Origin of the sequence: Chroococcidiopsis sp. CCALA 051, assembly GCF_003015105.1 — a bacterium.
Lineage (GTDB): Bacteria > Cyanobacteriota > Cyanobacteriia > Cyanobacteriales > Chroococcidiopsidaceae > Chroococcidiopsis > Chroococcidiopsis thermalis.
Genome location: NZ_PYCI01000082.1, coordinates 1 through 20,139, shown reverse-complemented (window position 1 = coordinate 20,139; position 20,139 = coordinate 1). Strand labels below are relative to the sequence as shown.

At 42.6% G+C, this 20,139-nt stretch carries 18 protein-coding genes and 1 pseudogene; 11 read left to right on the top strand and 8 right to left on the bottom strand.

Annotated features, from left to right (window positions below):
• Window positions 1-517: 517 nt before the first annotated feature.
• Window positions 518-1,120: a LysE family translocator gene (locus C7Y66_RS19175; protein WP_106546796.1), complete on the bottom strand. Its 603-nt coding sequence runs from the start codon at window positions 1,118-1,120 to the stop codon at window positions 518-520.
• A gap of 365 nt (window positions 1,121-1,485) precedes the next feature.
• Between C7Y66_RS19175 and C7Y66_RS19170 the strand changes: the two genes are divergently transcribed.
• Window positions 1,486-1,962, top strand: a complete 477-nt coding sequence (locus tag C7Y66_RS19170) for a hypothetical protein (RefSeq protein ID WP_106169110.1) — start codon at window positions 1,486-1,488, stop codon at window positions 1,960-1,962.
• A 73-nt stretch (window positions 1,963-2,035) separates the two neighbouring features.
• Here the strand turns inward: C7Y66_RS19170 and C7Y66_RS19165 are convergent, their stop codons facing one another.
• Window positions 2,036-2,929: an SGNH/GDSL hydrolase family protein gene (locus C7Y66_RS19165; RefSeq protein WP_106546795.1), complete on the bottom strand. Its 894-nt coding sequence runs from the start codon at window positions 2,927-2,929 to the stop codon at window positions 2,036-2,038.
• 129 nt (window positions 2,930-3,058) lie between these two features.
• Here C7Y66_RS19165 and C7Y66_RS19160 point away from each other — a divergent pair, with 129 nt between their 5' ends.
• From C7Y66_RS19160 to C7Y66_RS19135, 6 genes are all read left to right on the top strand, one after another.
• Window positions 3,059-4,948 carry a tetratricopeptide repeat protein gene (locus C7Y66_RS19160; protein ID WP_106217697.1) on the top strand — a complete coding sequence of 630 codons (1,890 nt, stop codon included), beginning with the start codon at window positions 3,059-3,061 and terminating at the stop codon, window positions 4,946-4,948.
• Between the two features lie 27 nt (window positions 4,949-4,975).
• Window positions 4,976-5,878: a glycine betaine ABC transporter substrate-binding protein gene (locus tag C7Y66_RS19155; RefSeq protein ID WP_106546794.1), complete on the top strand. Its 903-nt coding sequence runs from the start codon at window positions 4,976-4,978 to the stop codon at window positions 5,876-5,878.
• 17 nt (window positions 5,879-5,895) lie between these two features.
• Window positions 5,896-6,639: a phytochelatin synthase family protein gene (locus C7Y66_RS19150; protein WP_106546793.1), complete on the top strand. Its 744-nt coding sequence runs from the start codon at window positions 5,896-5,898 to the stop codon at window positions 6,637-6,639.
• Between the two features lie 365 nt (window positions 6,640-7,004).
• On the top strand, window positions 7,005-7,769 hold the full coding sequence (locus tag C7Y66_RS19145) for an alpha/beta fold hydrolase (RefSeq protein WP_106546792.1): 765 nt from the start codon (window positions 7,005-7,007) through the stop codon (window positions 7,767-7,769).
• Between the two features lie 5 nt (window positions 7,770-7,774).
• Entirely contained in the window at window positions 7,775-8,365 is a 591-nt protein-coding gene (locus C7Y66_RS19140) for a TetR/AcrR family transcriptional regulator (RefSeq protein WP_015154436.1), read from the top strand.
• Window positions 8,358-8,903: a 5-formyltetrahydrofolate cyclo-ligase gene (locus C7Y66_RS19135; RefSeq protein ID WP_106546791.1), complete on the top strand. Its 546-nt coding sequence runs from the start codon at window positions 8,358-8,360 to the stop codon at window positions 8,901-8,903. Before C7Y66_RS19140 ends, C7Y66_RS19135 begins: the two co-directional genes overlap by 8 nt.
• A gap of 96 nt (window positions 8,904-8,999) precedes the next feature.
• On the opposite strand, the gene C7Y66_RS19130 is transcribed toward C7Y66_RS19135, so the two are convergent.
• Window positions 9,000-9,455, bottom strand: a complete 456-nt coding sequence (locus C7Y66_RS19130) for a rhodanese-like domain-containing protein (RefSeq protein ID WP_106546790.1) — start codon at window positions 9,453-9,455, stop codon at window positions 9,000-9,002.
• A gap of 158 nt (window positions 9,456-9,613) precedes the next feature.
• Here C7Y66_RS19130 and C7Y66_RS19125 point away from each other — a divergent pair, with 158 nt between their 5' ends.
• From C7Y66_RS19125 to C7Y66_RS31215, 4 genes are all read left to right on the top strand, one after another.
• Window positions 9,614-9,931, top strand: a complete 318-nt coding sequence (locus C7Y66_RS19125) for a hypothetical protein (RefSeq protein WP_106546789.1) — start codon at window positions 9,614-9,616, stop codon at window positions 9,929-9,931.
• A 6-nt stretch (window positions 9,932-9,937) separates the two neighbouring features.
• On the top strand, window positions 9,938-11,458 hold the full coding sequence (locus C7Y66_RS19120) for a bifunctional UDP-sugar hydrolase/5'-nucleotidase (RefSeq protein ID WP_106546788.1): 1,521 nt from the start codon (window positions 9,938-9,940) through the stop codon (window positions 11,456-11,458).
• A gap of 86 nt (window positions 11,459-11,544) precedes the next feature.
• Window positions 11,545-13,644, top strand: coding sequence for a S9 family peptidase (locus tag C7Y66_RS19115; RefSeq protein ID WP_106546787.1), 2,100 nt, complete (start codon window positions 11,545-11,547; stop codon window positions 13,642-13,644).
• Entirely contained in the window at window positions 13,641-13,790 is a 150-nt protein-coding gene (locus C7Y66_RS31215; protein ID WP_158265956.1) for a hypothetical protein, read from the top strand. The genes C7Y66_RS19115 and C7Y66_RS31215 overlap by 4 nt, the downstream gene beginning before the upstream one ends.
• An 88-nt stretch (window positions 13,791-13,878) precedes the next feature.
• On the opposite strand, the gene C7Y66_RS19110 is transcribed toward C7Y66_RS31215, so the two are convergent.
• The 5 genes and pseudogenes from C7Y66_RS19110 to C7Y66_RS19090 all read right to left on the bottom strand — a co-directional run bounded on the left by C7Y66_RS19110 (window position 13,879) and on the right by C7Y66_RS19090 (window position 19,770).
• Complete coding sequence (locus C7Y66_RS19110) at window positions 13,879-15,213, bottom strand: DUF2235 domain-containing protein (RefSeq protein ID WP_106546786.1); 1,335 nt, start codon at window positions 15,211-15,213, stop codon at window positions 13,879-13,881.
• A 90-nt stretch (window positions 15,214-15,303) separates the two neighbouring features.
• Window positions 15,304-15,612, bottom strand: coding sequence for a DUF4278 domain-containing protein (locus C7Y66_RS19105; protein ID WP_015154429.1), 309 nt, complete (start codon window positions 15,610-15,612; stop codon window positions 15,304-15,306).
• Between the two features lie 192 nt (window positions 15,613-15,804).
• Window positions 15,805-15,912: pseudogene (locus C7Y66_RS19100) on the bottom strand (Mo-dependent nitrogenase C-terminal domain-containing protein); the annotation flags it as partial.
• A 407-nt stretch (window positions 15,913-16,319) separates the two neighbouring features.
• Window positions 16,320-17,684: an NAD(P)/FAD-dependent oxidoreductase gene (locus C7Y66_RS19095; protein WP_106546785.1), complete on the bottom strand. Its 1,365-nt coding sequence runs from the start codon at window positions 17,682-17,684 to the stop codon at window positions 16,320-16,322.
• Between the two features lie 952 nt (window positions 17,685-18,636).
• A complete protein-coding gene (locus tag C7Y66_RS19090) occupies window positions 18,637-19,770 on the bottom strand; it encodes a cob(I)yrinic acid a,c-diamide adenosyltransferase (RefSeq protein ID WP_015154426.1) in 1,134 nt (377 codons plus the stop codon).
• Window positions 19,771-20,139: the final 369 nt, after the last annotated feature.

The following is a 20,139-nucleotide window of genomic DNA, read 5'->3' as shown; positions in this document are numbered from 1 at the left end:
AGCAGGTAAGCCTTTAAATCAGTTGTCAGTTATCAGTGTAGAGACGTTACATGTAACGTCTGTTATCAGTTATCAGTTATCAGGAAAGAGTGGTGCGTGGTCGCTGGTCACTGGTCACTGGTCACTGTTAAAGATCGGTAGTTCCAGTCAGATTGCGATCGCGAACGATGGAAACGAATCTATGAGAGTTTATTGTGAGAATTTAATTTATAGCTATAAGCGAACAGAGTACCATTTTCCTGCCGAAAAATACTACCCCTTGATGATTTTTGGCAGGTGCATTTAACTTAGTTTAAGTAAATTCATTAAATTTAATATTTAATTGCAAAAGCGATCGCATCTTAAGTGCGAGTTTATAGGCTTAGAGTAGGCAAATTTTCTGTCTGTTTTGCAACAGTTATCCGATAAATAGAAAAATTTACAAGCATGATTTTGTGTCACGCAAAGGCGCATACGCGCAGCGTTCTCGTAGAGTAGACGCAAAAAAGAAGAACACAAAGGGATTTTGCGTGAGGTGTCACAGATTTAGTAATGCGATAATTCCAAATGCTGTGATGACGGTACCTGAGAGGCGATTAACCCATTTCAAATTCAGCTTTGTCTTTGCTAGCGTGACGGTAGTACTCAATAGCAGCCACCACAGTGCAGAGCCGCAAAAAACTCCAATTACTAGGAGGATTGCTGATAGGTAATTTTGTTTGATGCTGGCTAAGCCTAATCCAGAAAAAATAGCTGCAAAAGCTAAGATTGTTGCAGGATTTGTCAGTGTGAGCATCCATGTTGAAGTGTAAACTGCGGTAAGAGTGCTGCTTGTGGTAGATGCCGCAGTTTCAGATGGCATACTAATAAATGTTTTGACTCCCAAGTAGCAAAGGAAAGCACCGCCAACCAACCGCAGCCAAAACTGTTGTTCGATTAAGAAGTTAGTGACGAAGGTAAGTCCAAATGCAGCCACACAACCATACATTGCATCTGCTGTTGCTGCGCCTAAACCAGCTACAAATCCATGTAGCCAACCGAATGCAAGTGACTGGCGGATGCAGAGGATACCAATGGGTCCTACAGGTGCGGCGATCGCCAAACCAATTGATAGTCCCCGTAGTAGTAAGCTAATTTCCATAAGATTACTCAGTCGTAAATCGTAAATCGTAAGTTGTAAGAAAGAATTAACTAGTCGCCGATCGCTGATAATTGACCCATCTCGAAAGGCTAATCGAGCAACTTAGTCACTACGGACAAACAACAACCTCAATCGTGCTTTCTTCACCAATTAAAAGAGTAGGGAGCAGGGAGCAGGAACGAGCTGGGAGCAGAGGCGCAGAGGGGTAGAGGAGCAACTACCAACTACCAACTACCAATTACCAAATGACAAATTAATACCCATGTACTATAACAGTTGACTTTTACCGTAAAATAAAGCATGTAACGCGATCGCGCTTGTTACAAAAGTGTAGCTGTGCAACTCTTCTTGCATATAATTAGGTTATGGCGAAATATACTCTCCCTCAAGCTCCAGAAGTTGTCCTGAATGTCTCTGGTAAAGATTCAGCCAAAGCTCGCGATAAAGCGATGGATCGGCTGATGGAACTAATCGATGCTGGGGAACTACCCACCGATTTAGCGGAGGGATTTAGTTCGCAGCAATTGATTGAAGTCAAAGAACAGCCGATGGATTATCTCAGTAGCGATGAGGATGCAATTACCCAAGCCGTACAGATACTTAATAACTTAGCTACCTTAAAGCTGAAGGTACAAGAATCTCGCACGGAGGCGTTGGAAATTCGTAAAGCGGTTGACGTGCTATTTACCGATAAATCTGTTAGCGATGAAGAAATCGCCCGATTAAAGGAAGGATTTAAAGTCTTGAAAACTTTTGCTCAAGCAAATGTCCGCTATCAGGAAGCAAAAGCTAAAGCAGAAGAAGCGCGAAAAGTGCTAGACGAAGCTTTAAAATCTAGCTGAAGTTTTCAGATGTTGCGCGAATAGAAATGCAGAACTACACAGACGAAACCTGTTGAAACGGATTAATCTGTTTTCAATTGGTATAAGCAGACTGAGTTTGTGTAGTTGCAGATTTTAACCTGTTAGCAACTGTTTTTGCTAACAATTTATGGGCAGCAGTAGAGGGATGGATATCATCCCAAAATAAATATTTATCTGGGTTGGGACAAACTATATATTGGCTAAGTTCGCCATTTAAACAGGTATTCATAACATTGAGAAAGCCAAATTTAGTTGGCTCGTTCATAACTCGATTAAATAGATCGTTGACATCATAATAAATAATATTGGATTCAGATTTAAGCTGTTGCTGTAAGTTTTTCAAAGCATTAGCTAGTTGAGAATTGTGGTTTTGAGTTAGTTGGCTCAGTACTTCAGATTGTTGCGTGTTGCGCGTTCCTGGTAGTTTACCTAAATCTGGCAAATTAACCACTAAAATATTTTTTGCGCCAATTTGAACCAGTGATTTGACAGCTTCAACTGAATTATTGACTGGTCGATCTGTGTCATTTCCACCTCCCAAATAATCATTTGCTCCAGCCCAGATTATGTATAAAGCGTTATTAGAGGTAGAGGAATGACTAGCCCGATAGCGATCGATTTGTGCTAGCAATCCTAGTGGAACTTCCTGTGAATTGCCTGTGGTAGCGCCACCGTAAGCGAAATTAGTATCGAGATTAGCGTTTAATTTCAATTGTTGAGCGAGATATTCCGTCCAAACTAAACCATCTGCATATCTGCCGCGAAAATAAGGTGGACTGGGTGGAAATTGTCCTTGGGAAGCTTTAAACACATTCCCAGGATCGGAAAGGCTATCGCCAAAAACATAAATTTGGGCGACATTTTGCGTTCGAGCCGCATTAGATAATTGAAATAGAGCGGCAGCGATCGCACTTATCGTAGCGATTAATACAAATTTGCGGAACATAGGAGTGAGGAGTGAGGAGCGAAGGGTTAGGGGTTAGGGGTTAGGATAATAATAACGATCGGTAACTCCCAACAACTACCAACTACCAATTACCAATTACCAATTACCAACTACCCGCTACTAACAATCATGTCCGATTCTCTATCTCATTCCAATTCTCCGACGCTGCGCGATCGCTACTTGGCGTTGATAGATCAGATCGTACAAATTACCCTGAAAGGGCAAATTCGTTCTAAAGAGCAAGTTTATCAAATGCTAGCGCAACAAGTCGTTCCCGGTACGGCAGAGATTTTCGAGCGCTGTTTGGACGAACGCACGATGGAGATCGAACATGAGATTGAGACGGTAAAGGACGAATTAAAGCAAGCGAAAGCGACTCGTTCCCAAAGAGCAATCAAAACGATCGCTAGCGAATGGGAACGCGCCGCCGCCCAAAATCGAGCCGCTAGCGCGATCGCTAAAGCAGCAGAACAGATCGCCGCTTCCGAACCAGCCTATTTACTTGCCGATTTATTACAAGTTATCGATCCGAATCAAAAGCAAGCACTGACAATTGCCCAACTCAAACAATTAGCTGCGGCTTTAAAACAACAAGCAACTGAAATCGAGTCAGAAATGGCGACGGAGGTGCAACAAGTTGCGATGGGAATCGATCGCGGCTTGCAGTCTTGGCAGCATTTAGAAGGATATTTAGTCAGCTGGGTATACGATGGGGGGCAAAGCGCGATCGGATTTGAGAACGTACCAGGACAACGCGGACCTTGGGCGCTGTGGGCAAAACAGGTTAATAGTCCGATTCCACAAGCATTATTTCAAACTCTAGCTTTAGAGCGATCGCTATTAGAATGGACGACTCAGCAATATTTCCATCTCGATGATTGGGTGGAAATGGCGCTGATTTTACAGTTTTTGCAACGGGGACTCGTTGGGTGGACGGAACAGCGAATTTATGATGCCAAGCTGGGGTCAAGTCTAGCAATTTCTTGTTTTCTCACGTTTGCCGCAGTTTGGGGTGAGTTAGCGAATGGCTTCATGCAAGCAACTAGCCTCAATTCCAGCCATCGCGAACGGCTAGCGGATGGTTGTTTTCAGATTGCACTACAAATTTTACGCGCCTTTGCTCAAAAGCAATACTTTCCCCTCTACGGTGGTGTTTTTGCTTCGTTCAATGGCGGACACCTCCAATCTGCCCTCGACTATTTAGATTTACCTTTACGACAAGTCGAAGGCACTCAGGAAAAAGCGCGAATTTTGACACTTTTAGGTTATTCGCAGCAGGCTGTAGGAAATTATCACCAAGCAACCCAGTTTTACGATCGCGCTTTGGAAATTGCCCGTGCTGCGGAGGATGTACCTTGTGAAATTGCCGATTTAAATCATCTCAGCCGAATTTGCGTGGCTAAGAAACAGTATGCAGAGGCAATTGATTACAGCCAGCGGGCGCTACTTCTCAGTCGCCAAGTGGGAGACAAATTAGGTGAAGCCAATGCTTTAGCAAATTTGGGTTACAGTGAGGTGTATTCGGCTCAGGCTATAGAAAGATCGGAACCAGAAGTTTATGAAATGGCGATCGGTTATTTACAACAAGGATTGAAGCTATCTCAACAGTTAAATGACAGACAAAGCTTGTCATTATGTTGCAGCAGCCTTGGTGCAGCGCATTTAGTTTTATCTCAACCTCAAGCTGCGATCGATTATCTTCAATCTGGATTTCAAGCCGCTCAAGCTTCCGGAGATTTGTATCTTCAAGGACTCAACTTAGTTAACTTAGCAGAAGCATATTATGGCTTACAACAGACAGAAAAAGCGATTTATGTTGGTTGTATAGGTATGTATATGTTAGAGCGTATTGCTTCTCCTGAGTGGCGACAAGCAGCAGGTTTGTTGACTATACTACAAGGGCAAATGGGACAGGATGCTTTTCAAAAAGTATTGGCACAATATCGACCGCAATTTATGACGGCGATCGGTGTAGATGGTTACGATTACATTCCGCAATTATTAGCAAATTACCGTTAATTCTATCAAGAACAAATATTATGAAACATGAAAAAATTTATTCTTTTGTGTTTAATTACTGTGAGTTTGGTGTTGGCGATCGCCAGTTGCAATCCTAACACTTCTGAGGGTAACGGTGAGATTGTCGTTGCTTCCAAAAATTTTACTGAACAAAATATTTTAGGCGAACTGTTAGCGCAACAAATTGAATCTGCAACTGGACTAAAAGTCGCTCGTCGTCTAGATTTAGGAGGTACGTTTGTTTGCCATCAAGCAATGCTCGCCGGACAAGTTGACGCTTATATCGAATATACGGGAACGGCATTTACAACTATTTTAAAACAAAAGCCAATTAGCGATCCAAAAGCTGTTTATCAACAGGTAAAATCTGGCTACGAGCAGTTTCAATTAGAAGTTACCCCAGCTTTAGGATTTGAAAATACTTTTGCCATGATTATTCGCGGCGAAGATGCACGCAAGTACAATCTTCGCACTCTCTCGCAAGCTACCCAATATGCACCCCAGTGGCAAGCTGGCTTCGGCTATGAATTTATCAGCCGCGAGGATGGGTTTCCAGGATTAGCAAAAACCTACGATCTGAAGTTAAATAAACCACCTCGCGTGATGGATTTGGGATTAATTTATCGGGCAATAATTGATAAACAAGTAGATATAGTTGCAGGGAACTCTACTGATGCTCAAATCGCCCGTTTAGATTTAACGATTCTGCAAGATGATAAGGGTTATTTTCCCCCGTATGAAGCAACTCCCATCGTGCGACAGGTAACTTTGAAAAAGTATCCCAAACTACGTCCGGCGATCGCGCAACTAGGTGGAAAAATTAATGAAGAGGAAATGCGCAATTTAAATTATCAAGTTGAAGGGGAATTTCGCGATATTAAAGAAGTCGTGCGCGAATTTTTAACTGCGAAAGGTTTAGGCAAACTGTAATGGCTATCTTCTGACAAATGACAATTAAAATTAGGACAATTACGCCCTTAATCAAACTCGGCGCGATCGCATTGTTCGTGGCTGGTGATAGCGTATTGACGCAGACACTACCCTTACCTAATAATTTAATCTCCTTCAACTCTGAAATGGGAGAACAATTATTACTACAAAGTAAAGCACGGGAAGATTTTTGGGATTTAAGTACGCAGTACGTTACCCAAAATACTCAATCATATTGTGGGGTTGCCAGTATAGTAATGGTATTAAATGCCCTCTCAATTCCCGCTCCCATTGCTCCTGAATATACACCTTATCGAGTATTTACCCAGGCAAACTTTTTTAATAACGCATCAACTAAAAAAGTTCTTGCACCTGAAGTTGTTGCCCGTCAAGGTATGACTTTAGAACAGTTAGGTCAGCTACTTGCTAGCTATGGTGTAGAAGCTAAAGTTTATCATAGTACTAATACTAATCTAGAGCAGTTTCGTCAGCTCGTCGCACAGAATTTACGCCAAGAAAATAACTTTGTTTTGGTTAATTACTTGCGTCGCAAAATTGGACAAGAAAGAGGCGGACATATTTCTCCTCTCGCCGCCTATAACCAACAAACAGATCGATTTTTAATTCTCGATGTTTCGCGCTATAAATATCCTCCAGTATGGGTAAAAGCAGCGGATTTGTGGCAAGCAATGGATACAGAAGATCGGGTTTCAGGTAAGACGCGGGGATTTGTATTGGTGAGTCAGAAAGTTAAAAGTTAAAAGTTAAAAGTCAAAACGTTTGAAGCGATCGCAGATAACTAAGGAAGTCGAAAGTCAAAAATGCAAAGTCAAAATATTTGAACTGATAACTGATATAGCGATTCCCATCTAAATGCAATATATCTGTAGGGGCGCACAGCTGTGCGCCCCTACAAATACGTATACCTCATTCAATTGAGTAATTGCCATAACCGATAATTGTTGGATGCGATCCTGCGATAGAGGGCGATCGCTATGTGCGAATATTACCGACTTCGTTTTATATTGACTGATTGTTCAGTCTAAAGTAAGCTAGTAGTATCGCAACAATAAGCGAAAACAGCGCTCTCAGCTACTAGCAAGGCGTTGAGGTATAGGAGGTCAAAATGGATTTGCATTATGATATTCAAGGAAAGGGCAATCCGGTCGTCCTGCTGCATAGTGGCGGAGTCGATTCGCGTGACTGGCAGTTTATCGCCCCACAGTTGGCTCAAACTCATCAAGTCATGACTTACGACCAACGCGGTACTGGCAAGTCATCGCCACGGCTCGAACCTGTAAATCATGTTGAGGATTTCAGACGGCTATTAGACTCTTTGGAAATCGACAAAGCAGTTTTAGTAGGTCATTCGATTGGCGGACAAATTGCCACCGATTTTACTCTAGACAATCCAGAACGAGTCACCAAACTCGTGCTTGTCGCTCCTGGGTTGACGGGTTTTCAATTCTCACCAGAATTCGATCGCTATGTCCAAGCAATTTGGGCAGCAGTTCCAGATGTAGAGAAAATGCTCGAAGTGACTTTGAACTCTCCAGTGTATGCCGTCCATGTTGTCATGAACAGCCCGCAGCGCGATCGCTTTTACCAAATCAAACATCACAATGTTTTAAGAGCGTTTGAATGGAAAAACTTCGACCAAGTTTGGAGGCAACCACCCGCGATCGAACGGCTAAATGAGCTAAAATCCAAAACGCTATTCATCATTGGTACTCAAGAGAGTGAAGACTGCTACCGCATCGCTGAATTTTTCAAACGAGTTCCCGACATTCGCTTTGCTCAAATTGAAGGCGCAGACCATATACCCACGCTGACACATCCGCAAGAGGTGTATCGTCTCATCACTCAATTCTTGAGCGAGTCACAATATTAGTATTAATGCCACGCACTCCAACAGAAAACGAACGCATCCGTCGCGCCACCACAGAACAGATTCTTAAAACAGCCATGACTCTGTTCTGTGAGAAGGGCTACTATTCTACGTCAATTGATGATGTTGCCAAGCAAGCTCAGATCTCAAAAGGGCTGCTCTATCACTACTTCAAAGGCAAAGAAGATTTGCTAGCGGCGCTAGTCGATCTCCGAATCAACGATGTTTTAGTGGTGATGAATGCGGCTGTAGCCAAAACAACCCCTGCCGAACAAATTCAGCATATTGTTGAAGGTGCGCTCGAAGATGTCAGCCGTCAACCCGAAGTCTTCCGATTCTATCTAAATTTGTTTACCCAACCGCGTCTCGATCCAGTGGTAGCAAAATATAGCCAGAAGTTGATGGACGAGCAAGCAAGGCAATTTGAAATTCAGACGGAAATGTTTGTCCAGCTTGGAGTCGTAGAACCGCGACAGCGATCGCTTTATTTTTCCTCAACGCTCCAAGGCATTATGCTAATGTTTTCGACCTATCCTAATAGCTTTCCATTAGAAAAACTCAAGGCTGAAGCGATCGCGGAGTTTTGTAATCATGGATAAGGTGGAACTGAGGCGATCGCTACTTCAAAAACGTAAATCTTTATCTCAGCAAGAATGGCGCGAAAAAAGCGATCGAATTGTCTCCCATCTGCTCGCTTCACCCTTATTTACCCCACATAAAACCATCCTGGCTTATTTCAGTTGTCGTCAAGAACCCGATCTAAATTCCTTATTTCACCATAACCATTACAACTGGGGACTTCCTCGCTGTGTCGGCGAAAATTTAGCTTGGCACATCTGGAAACCTGGGGATGAAATTCAAGTTGGGGCGTATGGGATTTGCGAACCCCTCTCCACAGCCCCCACCATATCACCCTCAGCAGTCGATTTAATCCTCGTTCCAGCAGTTGCTTGTGACTATCGCGGCTATCGCTTAGGCTACGGTGGCGGTTACTACGATCGCCTCCTATCTTCTCCTGAGTGGCGATCGAAACCTACCATCGGGATCGTATTTGAATTTGCCTACCTACCCCAACTTCCCACAGATCCTTGGGATATTCCATTACACGCTGTCTGTACTGAAAAAGGACTAGGATAAGAAGTCAAAAGTCAAAAGTTAAAAGTTAAAACTATACGTCTTGCTACTTGCCTCTCACCAATTACCAATTACCAATTACCAATTACCAATTACCAATTACCCCTCACTACGATATTTAGCCTTTAACAATCTGCCCCAATTCGCATTGTAAGGATGAACTCGAACGGTGGGGCGATCGCCTTGAAAGACTGGGTTGCCTTCATTTACCCATTGAAATATGCTGCCCTCCAGATTGTAAACATTTGTAAATCCTGACAGTTCGAGTTGCTGGGCAATTCTGGCGCTGCGATAGCCTATAGAGCAATATACGACCACAGGTACATCTTTATCCACAGCAATATCCTCTAAGTTAGGATGATGCGGATCGATGCGCTGGGCTTGTGGAAGGTGGCTAACCTGATATTCTGCCTCAGTGCGGGCATCGAGTAAAAGCGGCTGCGGCTGAGTGCGATCGCGCAACCACCCTACCAACTGTCGAGTCTTCAACCACTTCACAGTCGGAAACTTGCGTTGAATCCAGCGCTTAATAATGTCAAAAATGAGCGATCGCATTATCAGTTATCAGTATCCCCCTCAGCCCCCTTGTCTCCTTTGTCTCCCTTGTCTCCCTTGTCTCTCTTATCTCCCTCATATTGTTTCAAAAAGTTTAAAGTTACTAGAGTCTGGGGTGGTAACTGTTGTAATATTTGGCAACGCGATCGGGAGAACTAATGTTGGATTTACATGTCATGGCGGAGTTTTCGCGCACCCACTGCGTTAGTATTTGTGCCTTTTTGGTTCCAGCTACTTTAGTTGCGACTATGGCGACGATGATTTTCACGGCGCTGCGCCACCCTCAAGCGCGAGTTTGGCAAGCAGCAGGAGTCGCTGGCTTTTTTGCCTTTATTATGATCCTGCACGTCGCAACTTGGCTATCGATTGGGGTGGTGATGGCTCCTACATACATCCTACTAGGACTCGCTAGCACCTGTTTGCTTACCAATTTGGTGATGATTGTGTTACAAAGACGCTTGGCGTTAAATATGTAACCGAAGATGAAATCGTTCTCTGTCGCGTGGGGTTTGGTGCTGCAAGTTGTAGCTTTATGTATCGCTAGCCCTGCGTTGGCTGAGGTTGTAGAGATTACTTTGCTACATCTGAACGATGTTTATGAAATCGCCCCAGTGGACGGGGGAAAACGAGGCGGATTAGCGCGGGTTGCAACTTTGCGACAAGAACTACTCAGTCAAAATCCTCGCACCTACACCGTACTAGCTGGGGATGCTTTTAGCCCTTCGGCTTTGGGGACTGCGAAGGTGAATGGTAAACCTTTGGCTGGTCAACACATGGTAGCGGTGATGAATGCTGTTGGTTTTGACTACGCGACCTTTGGAAACCATGAATTCGATTTAGCCGAATCGGAGTTTTTCCAACGCCTAAAAGAATCTCAATTTAAGTGGATCTCTAGTAATGTCAGGGATAATCAAGGTAAATCTTTTCCTGGCGTAGCAGAATCGCAAATATTAAATGTAAAAAGCGATCGCGGTACAGTTATTAGAGTCGGTTTAATTGGATTAACGATAGATAGTAATAAACAAAAATATGTCAGCTATGCCGAGCCAATTCAAGCCGCCCGCACTCAAGTTGCAGCACTTAAAGGTCAAGTCGATTTTATTGTTGCTTTAACTCATTTAAACCTGGCTCAAGACCAAAAACTCGCCGCAGAAGTCCCAGAAATCGATTTGATTTTAGGGGGACACGAACATGAAAATATTCAACAATGGCGGGGAGAAGATTTTACACCTTTATTTAAAGCCGACGCAAATGCGCGTAGCGTCTACATTCACAATTTGCGCTACGATATTGAGACAAAAAAACTAGTCGTAGATTCTCAATTACAGTCAGTTACAGAGGCAATTCCTGAAGATCCTCGCGTGGCGAAAGTAGTCAACGCATGGATAGAAAAAGCATATCAAGGATTTAGAGCAGAGGGCTTTGCTCCAGAAGAGGCGATCGCAACTACAAATATTGCTTTAGATGGTTTAGAATCAAGCGTCCGCAATCGCGCTACCAATCTCACGGCATTAATCGCTCAAGCCATGCTTCGAGAGGCGTATCAAGCAGATTTAGCTATATTTAATAGTGGTTCAATTCGGATTGATGATGTCATCCCTCCAGGAAGAATTACTCAATACGATATTATTCGAGTTCTACCATTTGGAGGGAAAGTTTTAGCTGTAGAAATGAAAGGAAGTTTGCTAGAAAAAGTTTTAGAACAAGGGCAAGCTAACAGAGGAACGGGAGGCTTTTTGCAAACAGCAAATGTAAGTAAAAAAGCTGATATTGGTACTTGGATGATTAATGGCGAACCCCTTGAGAAAGATAAGAACTACCGCGTAGCAATTAATGATTTTTTGATGAGCGGTCAAGAACAAGGGCTAGAATTTTTGAATTTTAAGCAAAAAGATGTCAAGTTAATTTATCAAATGCGCGATTTACGTTTCGTGGCGATCGATCGCCTCAAAGATACTTTCGCTGAGTCCGTTTTAAAGCGATATAAAAGTCCTTCTTTTTAAAGATTATCTCAAATTCCTCCTTTTCAAAGGAGATTTATCAAATCATCTTTAGCGCCAAAAATCACAAATTTCAACAATTACAAATTATGAGTCAGGATCGTCTTCCACAAAACAAGTTAACTCCACCCATTGCTGCAAAAAAGCCGCAGTCGCTGATTTTACATAACGACGAACGAGTAGATAACTATTATTGGCTCAGAGAAAAGGAAAATTCTGAAGTTATTGCTTATCTGGAAGCAGAAAATTCTTATACTCAAACAATGATGCAGCATACGGAAGTTCTGCAAGAAAAACTGTATAAAGAGATGTTGGATCGCATTCAGGAAACCGATCTATCTGTTCCTTATCGCAAAGATGAATATTATTATTATTCTCGTACCGAAGCAGGAAAGGCATATCCAATTTATTGTCGCAAAAAAGGTGGTCTGGATGCTGCTGAAGAAATTTTGCTAGATCAAAATCAACTTGCAGAAGGACACGAGTTTTTCAATATTGGTGTGTTGCAAGTCAGTCCCAATCATCAGCTATTAGCTTACTCAGTTGATACCAGTGGTGCTGAAAGATACACAATGTATTTTTTAGATTTAAACACATCACAACTTTACGAGCAAAGCATAGAAGATACTTACTATTCTTTTGCCTGGGGAAACGATAACTGTACAGTTTTTTACACTAAAGTCGATGATGCTAACCGTCCGTTTCAACTTTGGCGACATTCATTAGATGTACCGATCGCTGAAGATATTTTAGTTTATGAAGAAACTGACGAAGCCTTCCATTTATCTGTAGGGAAAACGCGCTCTCAAGCTTATATCCTACTAGAATTAGGCAGCATGATTACCTCAGAAGTGCATTATCTAGCAGCGAATAATCCTACAGGCGATTTTCAACTCATCCACCCGCGTACAGATGGGATGGAGTATGATATCGAGCATCACAGCGATAATTTTTATATTACAACTAATGATGAGGCGATCAATTTTAAATTGATGAAAACCCCCGTTAGTTCCCCGACAAAAGACAATTGGGAAACGATAATTCCTCATCGAGAAGACATATTTTTATTGGGTGTGAGTGCTTTTAGCGAACATTTAGTCATTTACGAACGCCGAAATGGATTACCAACGGTACGAGTCCAGAAATTCGTCACGGGGGAAGAATATGAAATGACTTTCCCCGAACCAACTTATGCCGTTTATGAAGGGAATAATCCAGAATTTAATACCAAGACTTTACGCTTCAGTTATACTTCTTTAATTACTCCTGATTCCGTGTTTGATTTTGATATGGAAACTCAACAACGGGAGTTGAAAAAAGAAACCCCAGTGCTAGGGGGCTACGATCGCACCCAATATCAAAGTGAATGGCTGATGGCGACGGCGGAAGATGGCGTGCAAGTACCAATTTCAATTATTTATAAAAAAGGAATCCAAAAAAATGGGGAAAATCCATTATTTTTAACTGGATATGGTTCTTACGGTTATTCCTATCCCGCTGCATTTTCTTCTAATCGCTTGTCGCTACTCGATCGCGGTGTAGTATTTGCGATCGCACACATTCGCGGTGGCAGCGAAATGGGGCGAAAATGGTATGAGAATGGTAAGTTTTTGCACAAGAAAAATACATTTACTGATTTTATTGCATGTGCGGAGTATTTGATTGCTCAAGGCTGGACGCATAGCTATCTCTTAGCTATTTCTGGTGGTAGTGCGGGTGGTTTATTAATGGGTGCAGTTGTAAATCTGCGTCCTGACTTATTTAAAGCAGTTATTGCTGACGTGCCGTTTGTCGATGTCGTGACAACTATCCTCGATACTTCTTTACCACTAACTACGATCGAGTGGGATGAATGGGGAAATCCCAACGACAAAGTTTATTACGATTACATCAAATCTTATTCTCCTTATGACAACGTGGAGGCGAAGGAGTATCCAGATTTACTAATTAATGCAGGTTTGAATGATTCTCGCGTGCAATATTGGGAACCAGCGAAATGGACGGCAAAGTTGAGAGAACTCAAAACAGATCGCAATGTTCTCTTACTCAAAACGAATATGGGTGCAGGACATGGAGGTGCGTCTGGGCGTTATGAAAGCTTGAAGGAAACTGCTTTTGATTATGCGTTTTTGTTGGATAGATTAGGGTTGGGTAGTCAAGTTAAACACTTTACGATCGACGGCAAGTGAGTGAAGAGGAAGTACGGATTGTTTTGCGATCCCATAGTGAGGCAACCAACCTGCGTGGAATCGAACGGAAAGCGTGGATTGTCTTACAATTCTTTAGGGACGCACGGCTATGCGCCCCTAAAGATGTATTTAGCAGTTCTCAATGATTTGTAAAGCAGGCTTCTAGCCTGCTCCACGTTCATGAATCAAATAGGATTGCTATTGCACATACGCTATTGCACATACATGGAAACGCTATATTTTCCAGCCTGGAAACTGTTCTGGATATTCTTGAATATATTTCTTAAGATTTTTTGGTCGATAAAGTTTAGTAGGAGGGTTATCTTTGTCAAAGGCGTAATGCCAGCGGTTTTTTACACTTTCATGAAATTGGGCAGATTCTAAATTGGCAACTCCAGTAATTTCGCGCCAATGTCCCCCTGCTAATCTATAAAAGATATCGGGTTCGTTGTTGAATGCAGCCTGATAGTTGTGGTTGATTCCACCTTCAACCGCCATCCGGTCGAACTCCAGCTTTAGACCCAGACCTGTAATTCGATCCATCATCCATGCTAAAGCTGCATCTGATAGCCCTGTCTCATTCCAACTACCACCACCAGTACAGCCGTGAGCGCCTGGAAACCATACTTGCTCCAGCGTTTGATCGCCCGCTCTAGAACTTTTTTGCATTGGGGTGACATTAAAGACTCTGCGAATCTCGTCAATTGCTATAGCGTGCAAGGCATTCTGAATAATTGAACTGAGATAGGTATCGTGAAATTTATATTTGCGATTTATTAATCTGCTCAGAACCGGAATTCGATCGGGTACGCCTAACGCTCCAACTGTATCCCAACATCCTAAGAGGGTAATCTTAACCTCGCGCCTACTCTCTCGATCGCCTAGCAGTGGAATTTGAGCGCGATTTAATAATTCTCGCACTTTCTCCTCTTTCTGTTGCAAATCCTGTCGTGTTTTTTCTGAATCAGGATTTTCTGTTGCTTCTTCTAATGAAAGAAAGCTGCGATCGCGATAAATTTGATACGCCCGATCTCGGCATTCTTGATAAAGCCGATCTTGCTGTTGATAAACCTGCTCTGCTTCAGAACTATATGCGCCTTTTTGGGGAATTCTAGGTACTTGGCGGAATTTCTCTTTCTCCTGCAAAGTGAGTTGGCGATCGCGATATATCTGATACATATAAGGTGCTTCGCGGATATTTTGACGCAGCAGTAAACCTCCGGTACAACGAATTAATCCCGCGAGACTGCGTACAGTATAAGCACCTCGACTGAAACCAAATAAGTAAATCTCGTCACCAATCTCATAATTTAGACACAAAAAGCGATAGGCATCCTGAATATTAGTGTCAATACCAATTCCGAAGGCTCCACCCAGAATTCTATCAGCTCTAGCAAGTAGCTTTTCTGCTTGATTTCCCGCTCCGATACCTTCATCGTAGAAGACAAGTTGAGGAATTCCGTTACTGTCTATAGGTTCGATCGCTTGGGCAATTTTAACAACGTTAGTTGGATACGGGCTAGATAAGTTTTGCCAAGTCCCATCGCAGCATACAATTAGCCGTTTCATCATTCTTCGCTGATTTTAAGTCTAGATATTGTAATTTAGGGTTCTTCCAGTGGAACTATGCTGCCCAAGAGGAAAATTCCGCGCAGCATACTAAACTCGAAACAGCCGATTTAGCAGGCTAGGCGAAGGCGCTTGTGCGGGAGATTTTTCAACTTGAGCGAGAAATGTAACTTCCCCGCGCGCAGTTTTGCGAACAAAATAGGTAATGCCTCGATAGATTGCTTGATAGGTTACTGGTCGTGCAGATTCTACAGGTTGGGCGTTAGGATCGAGCCGATAGGTCACGCCACGGTAACTGAGGTTATAAGCTGCTCCAGGTTCGCGAACTTGCTGAAATGGGCGATTGTCAGCTTGAGAAGGATGGCGATCGTATGTTGTACCGCGATAGGTCAGTTTCATGTTTCGTCTCCTGAATGTATGGTTTTTGATTGAATTGCTAGTTTTGTTGAGCGGCGAGGTTTTCCTCGTTCGTTAGCTTTAATTTATCGGCAAGGAGCGAGCGATCGCATCGAATAAATGTCACGTCAAATCCATTACATCTGTCATATTCGACTTTCTTAAACTAAAGAACTGCGATCGCATTTCTTACTGTTAGCAATATAGAGATACATCTTCACCGCACTCATCTACTAGGTAAGTTAGAGCTTTGAAGCGAAGCGCAACAACTTGTTCGTATAGAGGGTTGAGCTTGCACAGAGGAGATCGCTTGCGTGCTGGGGGGTTCCTGGAGCGACTGGCGTGAGGTGTCCTGCGTCATAGCACGTCGCGTCAAAGTGTCCGTGTGGAGTGTGAAACAAAGTCAAGAACAAAATTAAATAGATAGAAAAAAAAGTAAACCAACTCGATTTACTCGTTTTAGCCTCGCAATGAAATTGAGCAGCTATAATTCAATTATCGTTAACTTGCCATCAAAACTTGCTATTGTTTCATCTGTTGACATCGTTTACTTCTCTTCTATTATTTCCTATCCTTTGCTTCGAGTGCTATATCTATCTGAAGTGTACTCCGGCATCAGGCTATTGAATACAACAATATCAGTCCTGTCTATCTTGGCGTGTATTGGATTTCGGTTATCCCCTTTTCAAGGGGAATTTAGGGAGAGATATTTATCCCAAAATAGCAGCAACAGCGGCTTCACCCGTTTCAATTGCTCCTTCCATATATCCCTGCCAATCAGCTATATGTTCCCCTGCAAAGTGAACGTGTTTAAACTTTCTTTGCAAAATAGGACGAATATTAAACCACTGATTTTTGCCGTAAAAAGCATAGCTTCCTCTTGCAAATTCATCATTTCCCCAATAATGATTGATCTGCTTTAAAGCATACTGTTCTGTATCGCCAAAAATTGGTTTTAACGCACTTTCAACTAACGCATTTCTCCCCGCATTGGATTGCCTAGCAAAAATATCAGCTTTATCACCAATCGTATAAGAGACTAATGCACCTTTGGTAGAAACTTGATTTTTAGTAGCGTGGTAGAAGTAATGAGCGGGTCCATCAGTGATCAGATCGAAGCTTTCATCCTGCCAAAATCTACGATTGTACAAAGTGGCATATTTATTGATTCGACTATATTGTAATGCGTCGATCGCCTCTAATTTATCTGCTGGTAAAACTGGATTCCAGCGAATATCTTTCATTACCGTTGTCGGTAAAGTACAAATAACTTTATCAGCAGCGAGTTTGTCTCCATTAGCACAGGTAATTGTTACCGATCGCCCCGTTTGTTCAATTGCTACAACTTGACGATTGAGTAGAATCTTATCTCGTCCAATTTTTTCGGCTAAAGTTTTGGCTAGCTTACTATTACCTCCTTTAATTTTATAGTCCATATGATAGGTTTCTTGCGATTCAACATATTCATCTAAAGCAAGAAAAGCAGAAGCAAAACGAATACTTTCACCAAAATCTGTACTTTTAATTAATTCGATGAAGTCTAAGTCTTTATCTTTAATACCGTTGTCAACTAAATAACGCCACAAGTCAATCTTATCCAATTTCATCTTATTGGCTTCACTTAGATTTGAGTAAGCCTGTAGCAAATTATCTAATTTATTATTGCAAGCATCGGAAAAATCCCATTCATTTTGACGAAAATATTTACCTTGATATAACAAATGGGTATTGAACTGATTATTGTGCAATTCCAATCCTAATTCTTGACAAAGAGAAATGACTCGCTGATGAGAAGCACCAATCCACTCTGCACCCAGTTCCACTGCTAAATTTTCATTTTCATCAATCGTCTGAGAATAAACGCGCCCGCCCAGGCGAGAACGTGCTTCTAAAACAGTTAAATCGATACCTTTCTGAGATAAAAGGTATCCTGCTGCGAGTCCTGATAACCCAGCACCAATAATGATAACTTTTGGTTTGTAATTAATGGGAAATAAACTAAAAACTTTGGCGGCTGCTACAGCTTGAATTGGAGTAATAATTGCTTGTTCGATGAAGTTTCTGCGGGTCAGCATAACTTTTCATCTTATGGTAAATGGTAATTGGTCAGTCATTTATCAGTAGCTTGTAGGGCATCGCCAAATACAAACTAAAACTGATTGAGACACCAGAACTAGTCGTGTGGGCAGCGCCCACTACGAACCAAAACTGATTCAAACGCCAGATATTTTCAGGCTTAACTGAAGTCCAAAAAAATAGGCGCAAAAAATATTTATGTCTATGCAGATTTCACCATATAAGAATATGGCACTACTAAACCCTTATAACTGCGATCGTCTTCCAAAAGAAAACTAGCAGTTATCAGAAGAGAAGCTGAGATCGACGAGAAAAGATTTAAAACCTACGTTCAGTGCCAGCTATAACTTTAGACAGAAATACTCTAAATTTATTCGCTGCGATCGCGGCAACTGAAGCAACAGCTACTATCGTCACTAGTTATCAGTCACTAATGACTAATGACCAATTATAGCCATCAGAGTAAATCCTATAAAGCGTTTCAGAAAAAATAGCTATATATCAGGTATTCCTGCTTGATAATACATAAAACTTGCCTTGTTTTTGTGCTTTGCAGCTAAAGGCTAGGAAATTCGCGCAATTTTTAGATAACCTGCCAATAATGACTCAGTTTACCTTTAGCTTGTTTTGTCGCTTTCAGTTCTTAAGTCATAATATTTTCTTGCGATTAGCAATAATAACAGTATAGCATTTAGGTTGTTTAGTCAACACTAAACAACTCGTAAAAATAGAAAATTGCTACGAGAGCTAGCGCTCAAACTAAGTTACAACAGTACTTTCAACTGAATAAACTACTTTTTTTTCCTAGTAAAAATATCGGTAAACATCATCAAATAACCGCCAATTAGGATCGCGATCGCAATGCCACCAGTAATCAGATCTAATGTTTGAGTGTTTTCCATGAATTTTTATGGGTATTTTGTAGAGGCGTAGTACTTAACGTCTCTACAATTAAAAATCAACGCCGCTTTTGAGTTCTACTCCACTATTAGCATAGTGCTTGTGACAGTATACCTCGGAGTGAACTTCAGCCAAGTCGAAATAAGCGGGGGGATTGTGACAGCGCCCAGTGATGATAATCTCCGTGTCGCGGGGCTTGCGCAGTAGCGCTTGCATAATTGGCTCAATTGGCAACAATTCTAAATCTACAGTCGGGTTCAGCTCGTCGAGGATAATAGTTTTATACAAACCAGAAGCGATCGCCACTCTAGCAATTTCCCAACCCCGTTCGGCTTCTACATAGTCGAGTTCTTGCTGTTGTCCGCGCCAGACGATCGCATCGCGTCCGCAGCGCTGATGGTCAACCAAATTCGGATAAGTTTGTTGTAAAGCCGCGATCGCGGCATCCTCAGTGTAGCCGCTACCACCTTTGAGCCACTGCATAATCAGAACGCGGTGGGAATTATCCTGACTAATTCCTCTGCCAATCGCTTGCAGTGCCTTACCAAGGGCGCTGGTAGACTTACCTTTACCCGCCCCCGTATAGATTTCAATTCCAGCAATTCCCTGCATCTCAGCTGTAGGGTGATGGTGCGGGCGCATTTCTGAATGTAAATCGGCAATATCTAGTAGTTTCTGGGGCGCACCGCGTCCGGTGGCGATAATTTCGATTTCTTCCAGCTTGGAGGAGAGAACGCTGACCACTTCATCCACAGGTAGCAAACCTAAATCTAACACCGGATTGAGTTCGTCTAAAACAATCACGGAATACAAACCAGAAGCGATCGCCCCTTTCGCAATATCCCACCCCCGCTGCGCTTCTAGGCGATCGAAACGAGTAATTTCATCAGGACCAAAAAATTCGGCTCGTCCCGTCCGTACTTGGTCGATTAAATGAGGAAAACCTTGTTGTAGAGCCTTAATTGCCCCATCTTCATCGTAAGCCCGTCCTGGTCCCTTAAGAAACCGCAGCAGCAAGACGCGGGTATCATTGCGGCTGTGAATTCCCAAGCCAATCGATCGCAAAACCACGCCTAAAGCCGCTTGAGACTTACCTTTACCCGCACCATCGTAAACGTGAATCTGACCGACAACCCGCTGCGATCGCACCTGTGCCGTTTTTATTCCGATACCGTTCCTACTCACAGTCGTCCCCTCTTGGCGTGCCGTCTTAAATTGTAACTGAAGCCTCTATCCTCTGGGCATTAGCAATTACAACAGTTAAAACAGTAAAGGAGTGGCTAGTGACTGGTGACTAGTGACTAGTAATTAAATCTTTTCTAGCCACCAACCACAATCAAGGAGTGGCTAGTGACTGGTGACTAATCTTTTCTAGCCACTAGCCACTAGCCACTAGCCACTAAATAACTAACATTATGAATCCAACTAGGGTGTTTACAATTGGCTCGAATGTGTTTCGGGAAGTGGTACGCGATCGCATTCTTTATATCATCGCTCTATATGCTCTACTCTTGGGTGGGGCGGTGATGCTAATTCCCCAAATTGCAGGGGGGG

Excerpts from the sequence above, each read along its gene's own strand:
- C7Y66_RS19175 (WP_106546796.1), bottom strand. The coding sequence starts at position 1,120 with ATGGAAATTAGCTTACTACTACGGGGACTATCAATTGGTTTGGCGATC.
- C7Y66_RS19170 (WP_106169110.1), top strand. The coding sequence starts at position 1,486 with ATGGCGAAATATACTCTCCCTCAAGCTCCAGAAGTTGTCCTGAATGTC.
- C7Y66_RS19165 (WP_106546795.1), bottom strand. The coding sequence starts at position 2,929 with ATGTTCCGCAAATTTGTATTAATCGCTACGATAAGTGCGATCGCTGCC.
- C7Y66_RS19160 (WP_106217697.1), top strand. The coding sequence starts at position 3,059 with ATGTCCGATTCTCTATCTCATTCCAATTCTCCGACGCTGCGCGATCGC.
- C7Y66_RS19155 (WP_106546794.1), top strand. The coding sequence starts at position 4,976 with ATGAAAAAATTTATTCTTTTGTGTTTAATTACTGTGAGTTTGGTGTTG.
- C7Y66_RS19150 (WP_106546793.1), top strand. The coding sequence starts at position 5,896 with ATGACAATTAAAATTAGGACAATTACGCCCTTAATCAAACTCGGCGCG.
- C7Y66_RS19145 (WP_106546792.1), top strand. The coding sequence starts at position 7,005 with ATGGATTTGCATTATGATATTCAAGGAAAGGGCAATCCGGTCGTCCTG.
- C7Y66_RS19140 (WP_015154436.1), top strand. The coding sequence starts at position 7,775 with ATGCCACGCACTCCAACAGAAAACGAACGCATCCGTCGCGCCACCACA.
- C7Y66_RS19135 (WP_106546791.1), top strand. The coding sequence starts at position 8,358 with ATGGATAAGGTGGAACTGAGGCGATCGCTACTTCAAAAACGTAAATCT.
- C7Y66_RS19130 (WP_106546790.1), bottom strand. The coding sequence starts at position 9,455 with ATGCGATCGCTCATTTTTGACATTATTAAGCGCTGGATTCAACGCAAG.
- C7Y66_RS19125 (WP_106546789.1), top strand. The coding sequence starts at position 9,614 with ATGTTGGATTTACATGTCATGGCGGAGTTTTCGCGCACCCACTGCGTT.
- C7Y66_RS19120 (WP_106546788.1), top strand. The coding sequence starts at position 9,938 with ATGAAATCGTTCTCTGTCGCGTGGGGTTTGGTGCTGCAAGTTGTAGCT.
- C7Y66_RS19115 (WP_106546787.1), top strand. The coding sequence starts at position 11,545 with ATGAGTCAGGATCGTCTTCCACAAAACAAGTTAACTCCACCCATTGCT.
- C7Y66_RS19110 (WP_106546786.1), bottom strand. The coding sequence starts at position 15,213 with ATGAAACGGCTAATTGTATGCTGCGATGGGACTTGGCAAAACTTATCT.
- C7Y66_RS19105 (WP_015154429.1), bottom strand. The coding sequence starts at position 15,612 with ATGAAACTGACCTATCGCGGTACAACATACGATCGCCATCCTTCTCAA.
- C7Y66_RS19095 (WP_106546785.1), bottom strand. The coding sequence starts at position 17,684 with ATGCTGACCCGCAGAAACTTCATCGAACAAGCAATTATTACTCCAATT.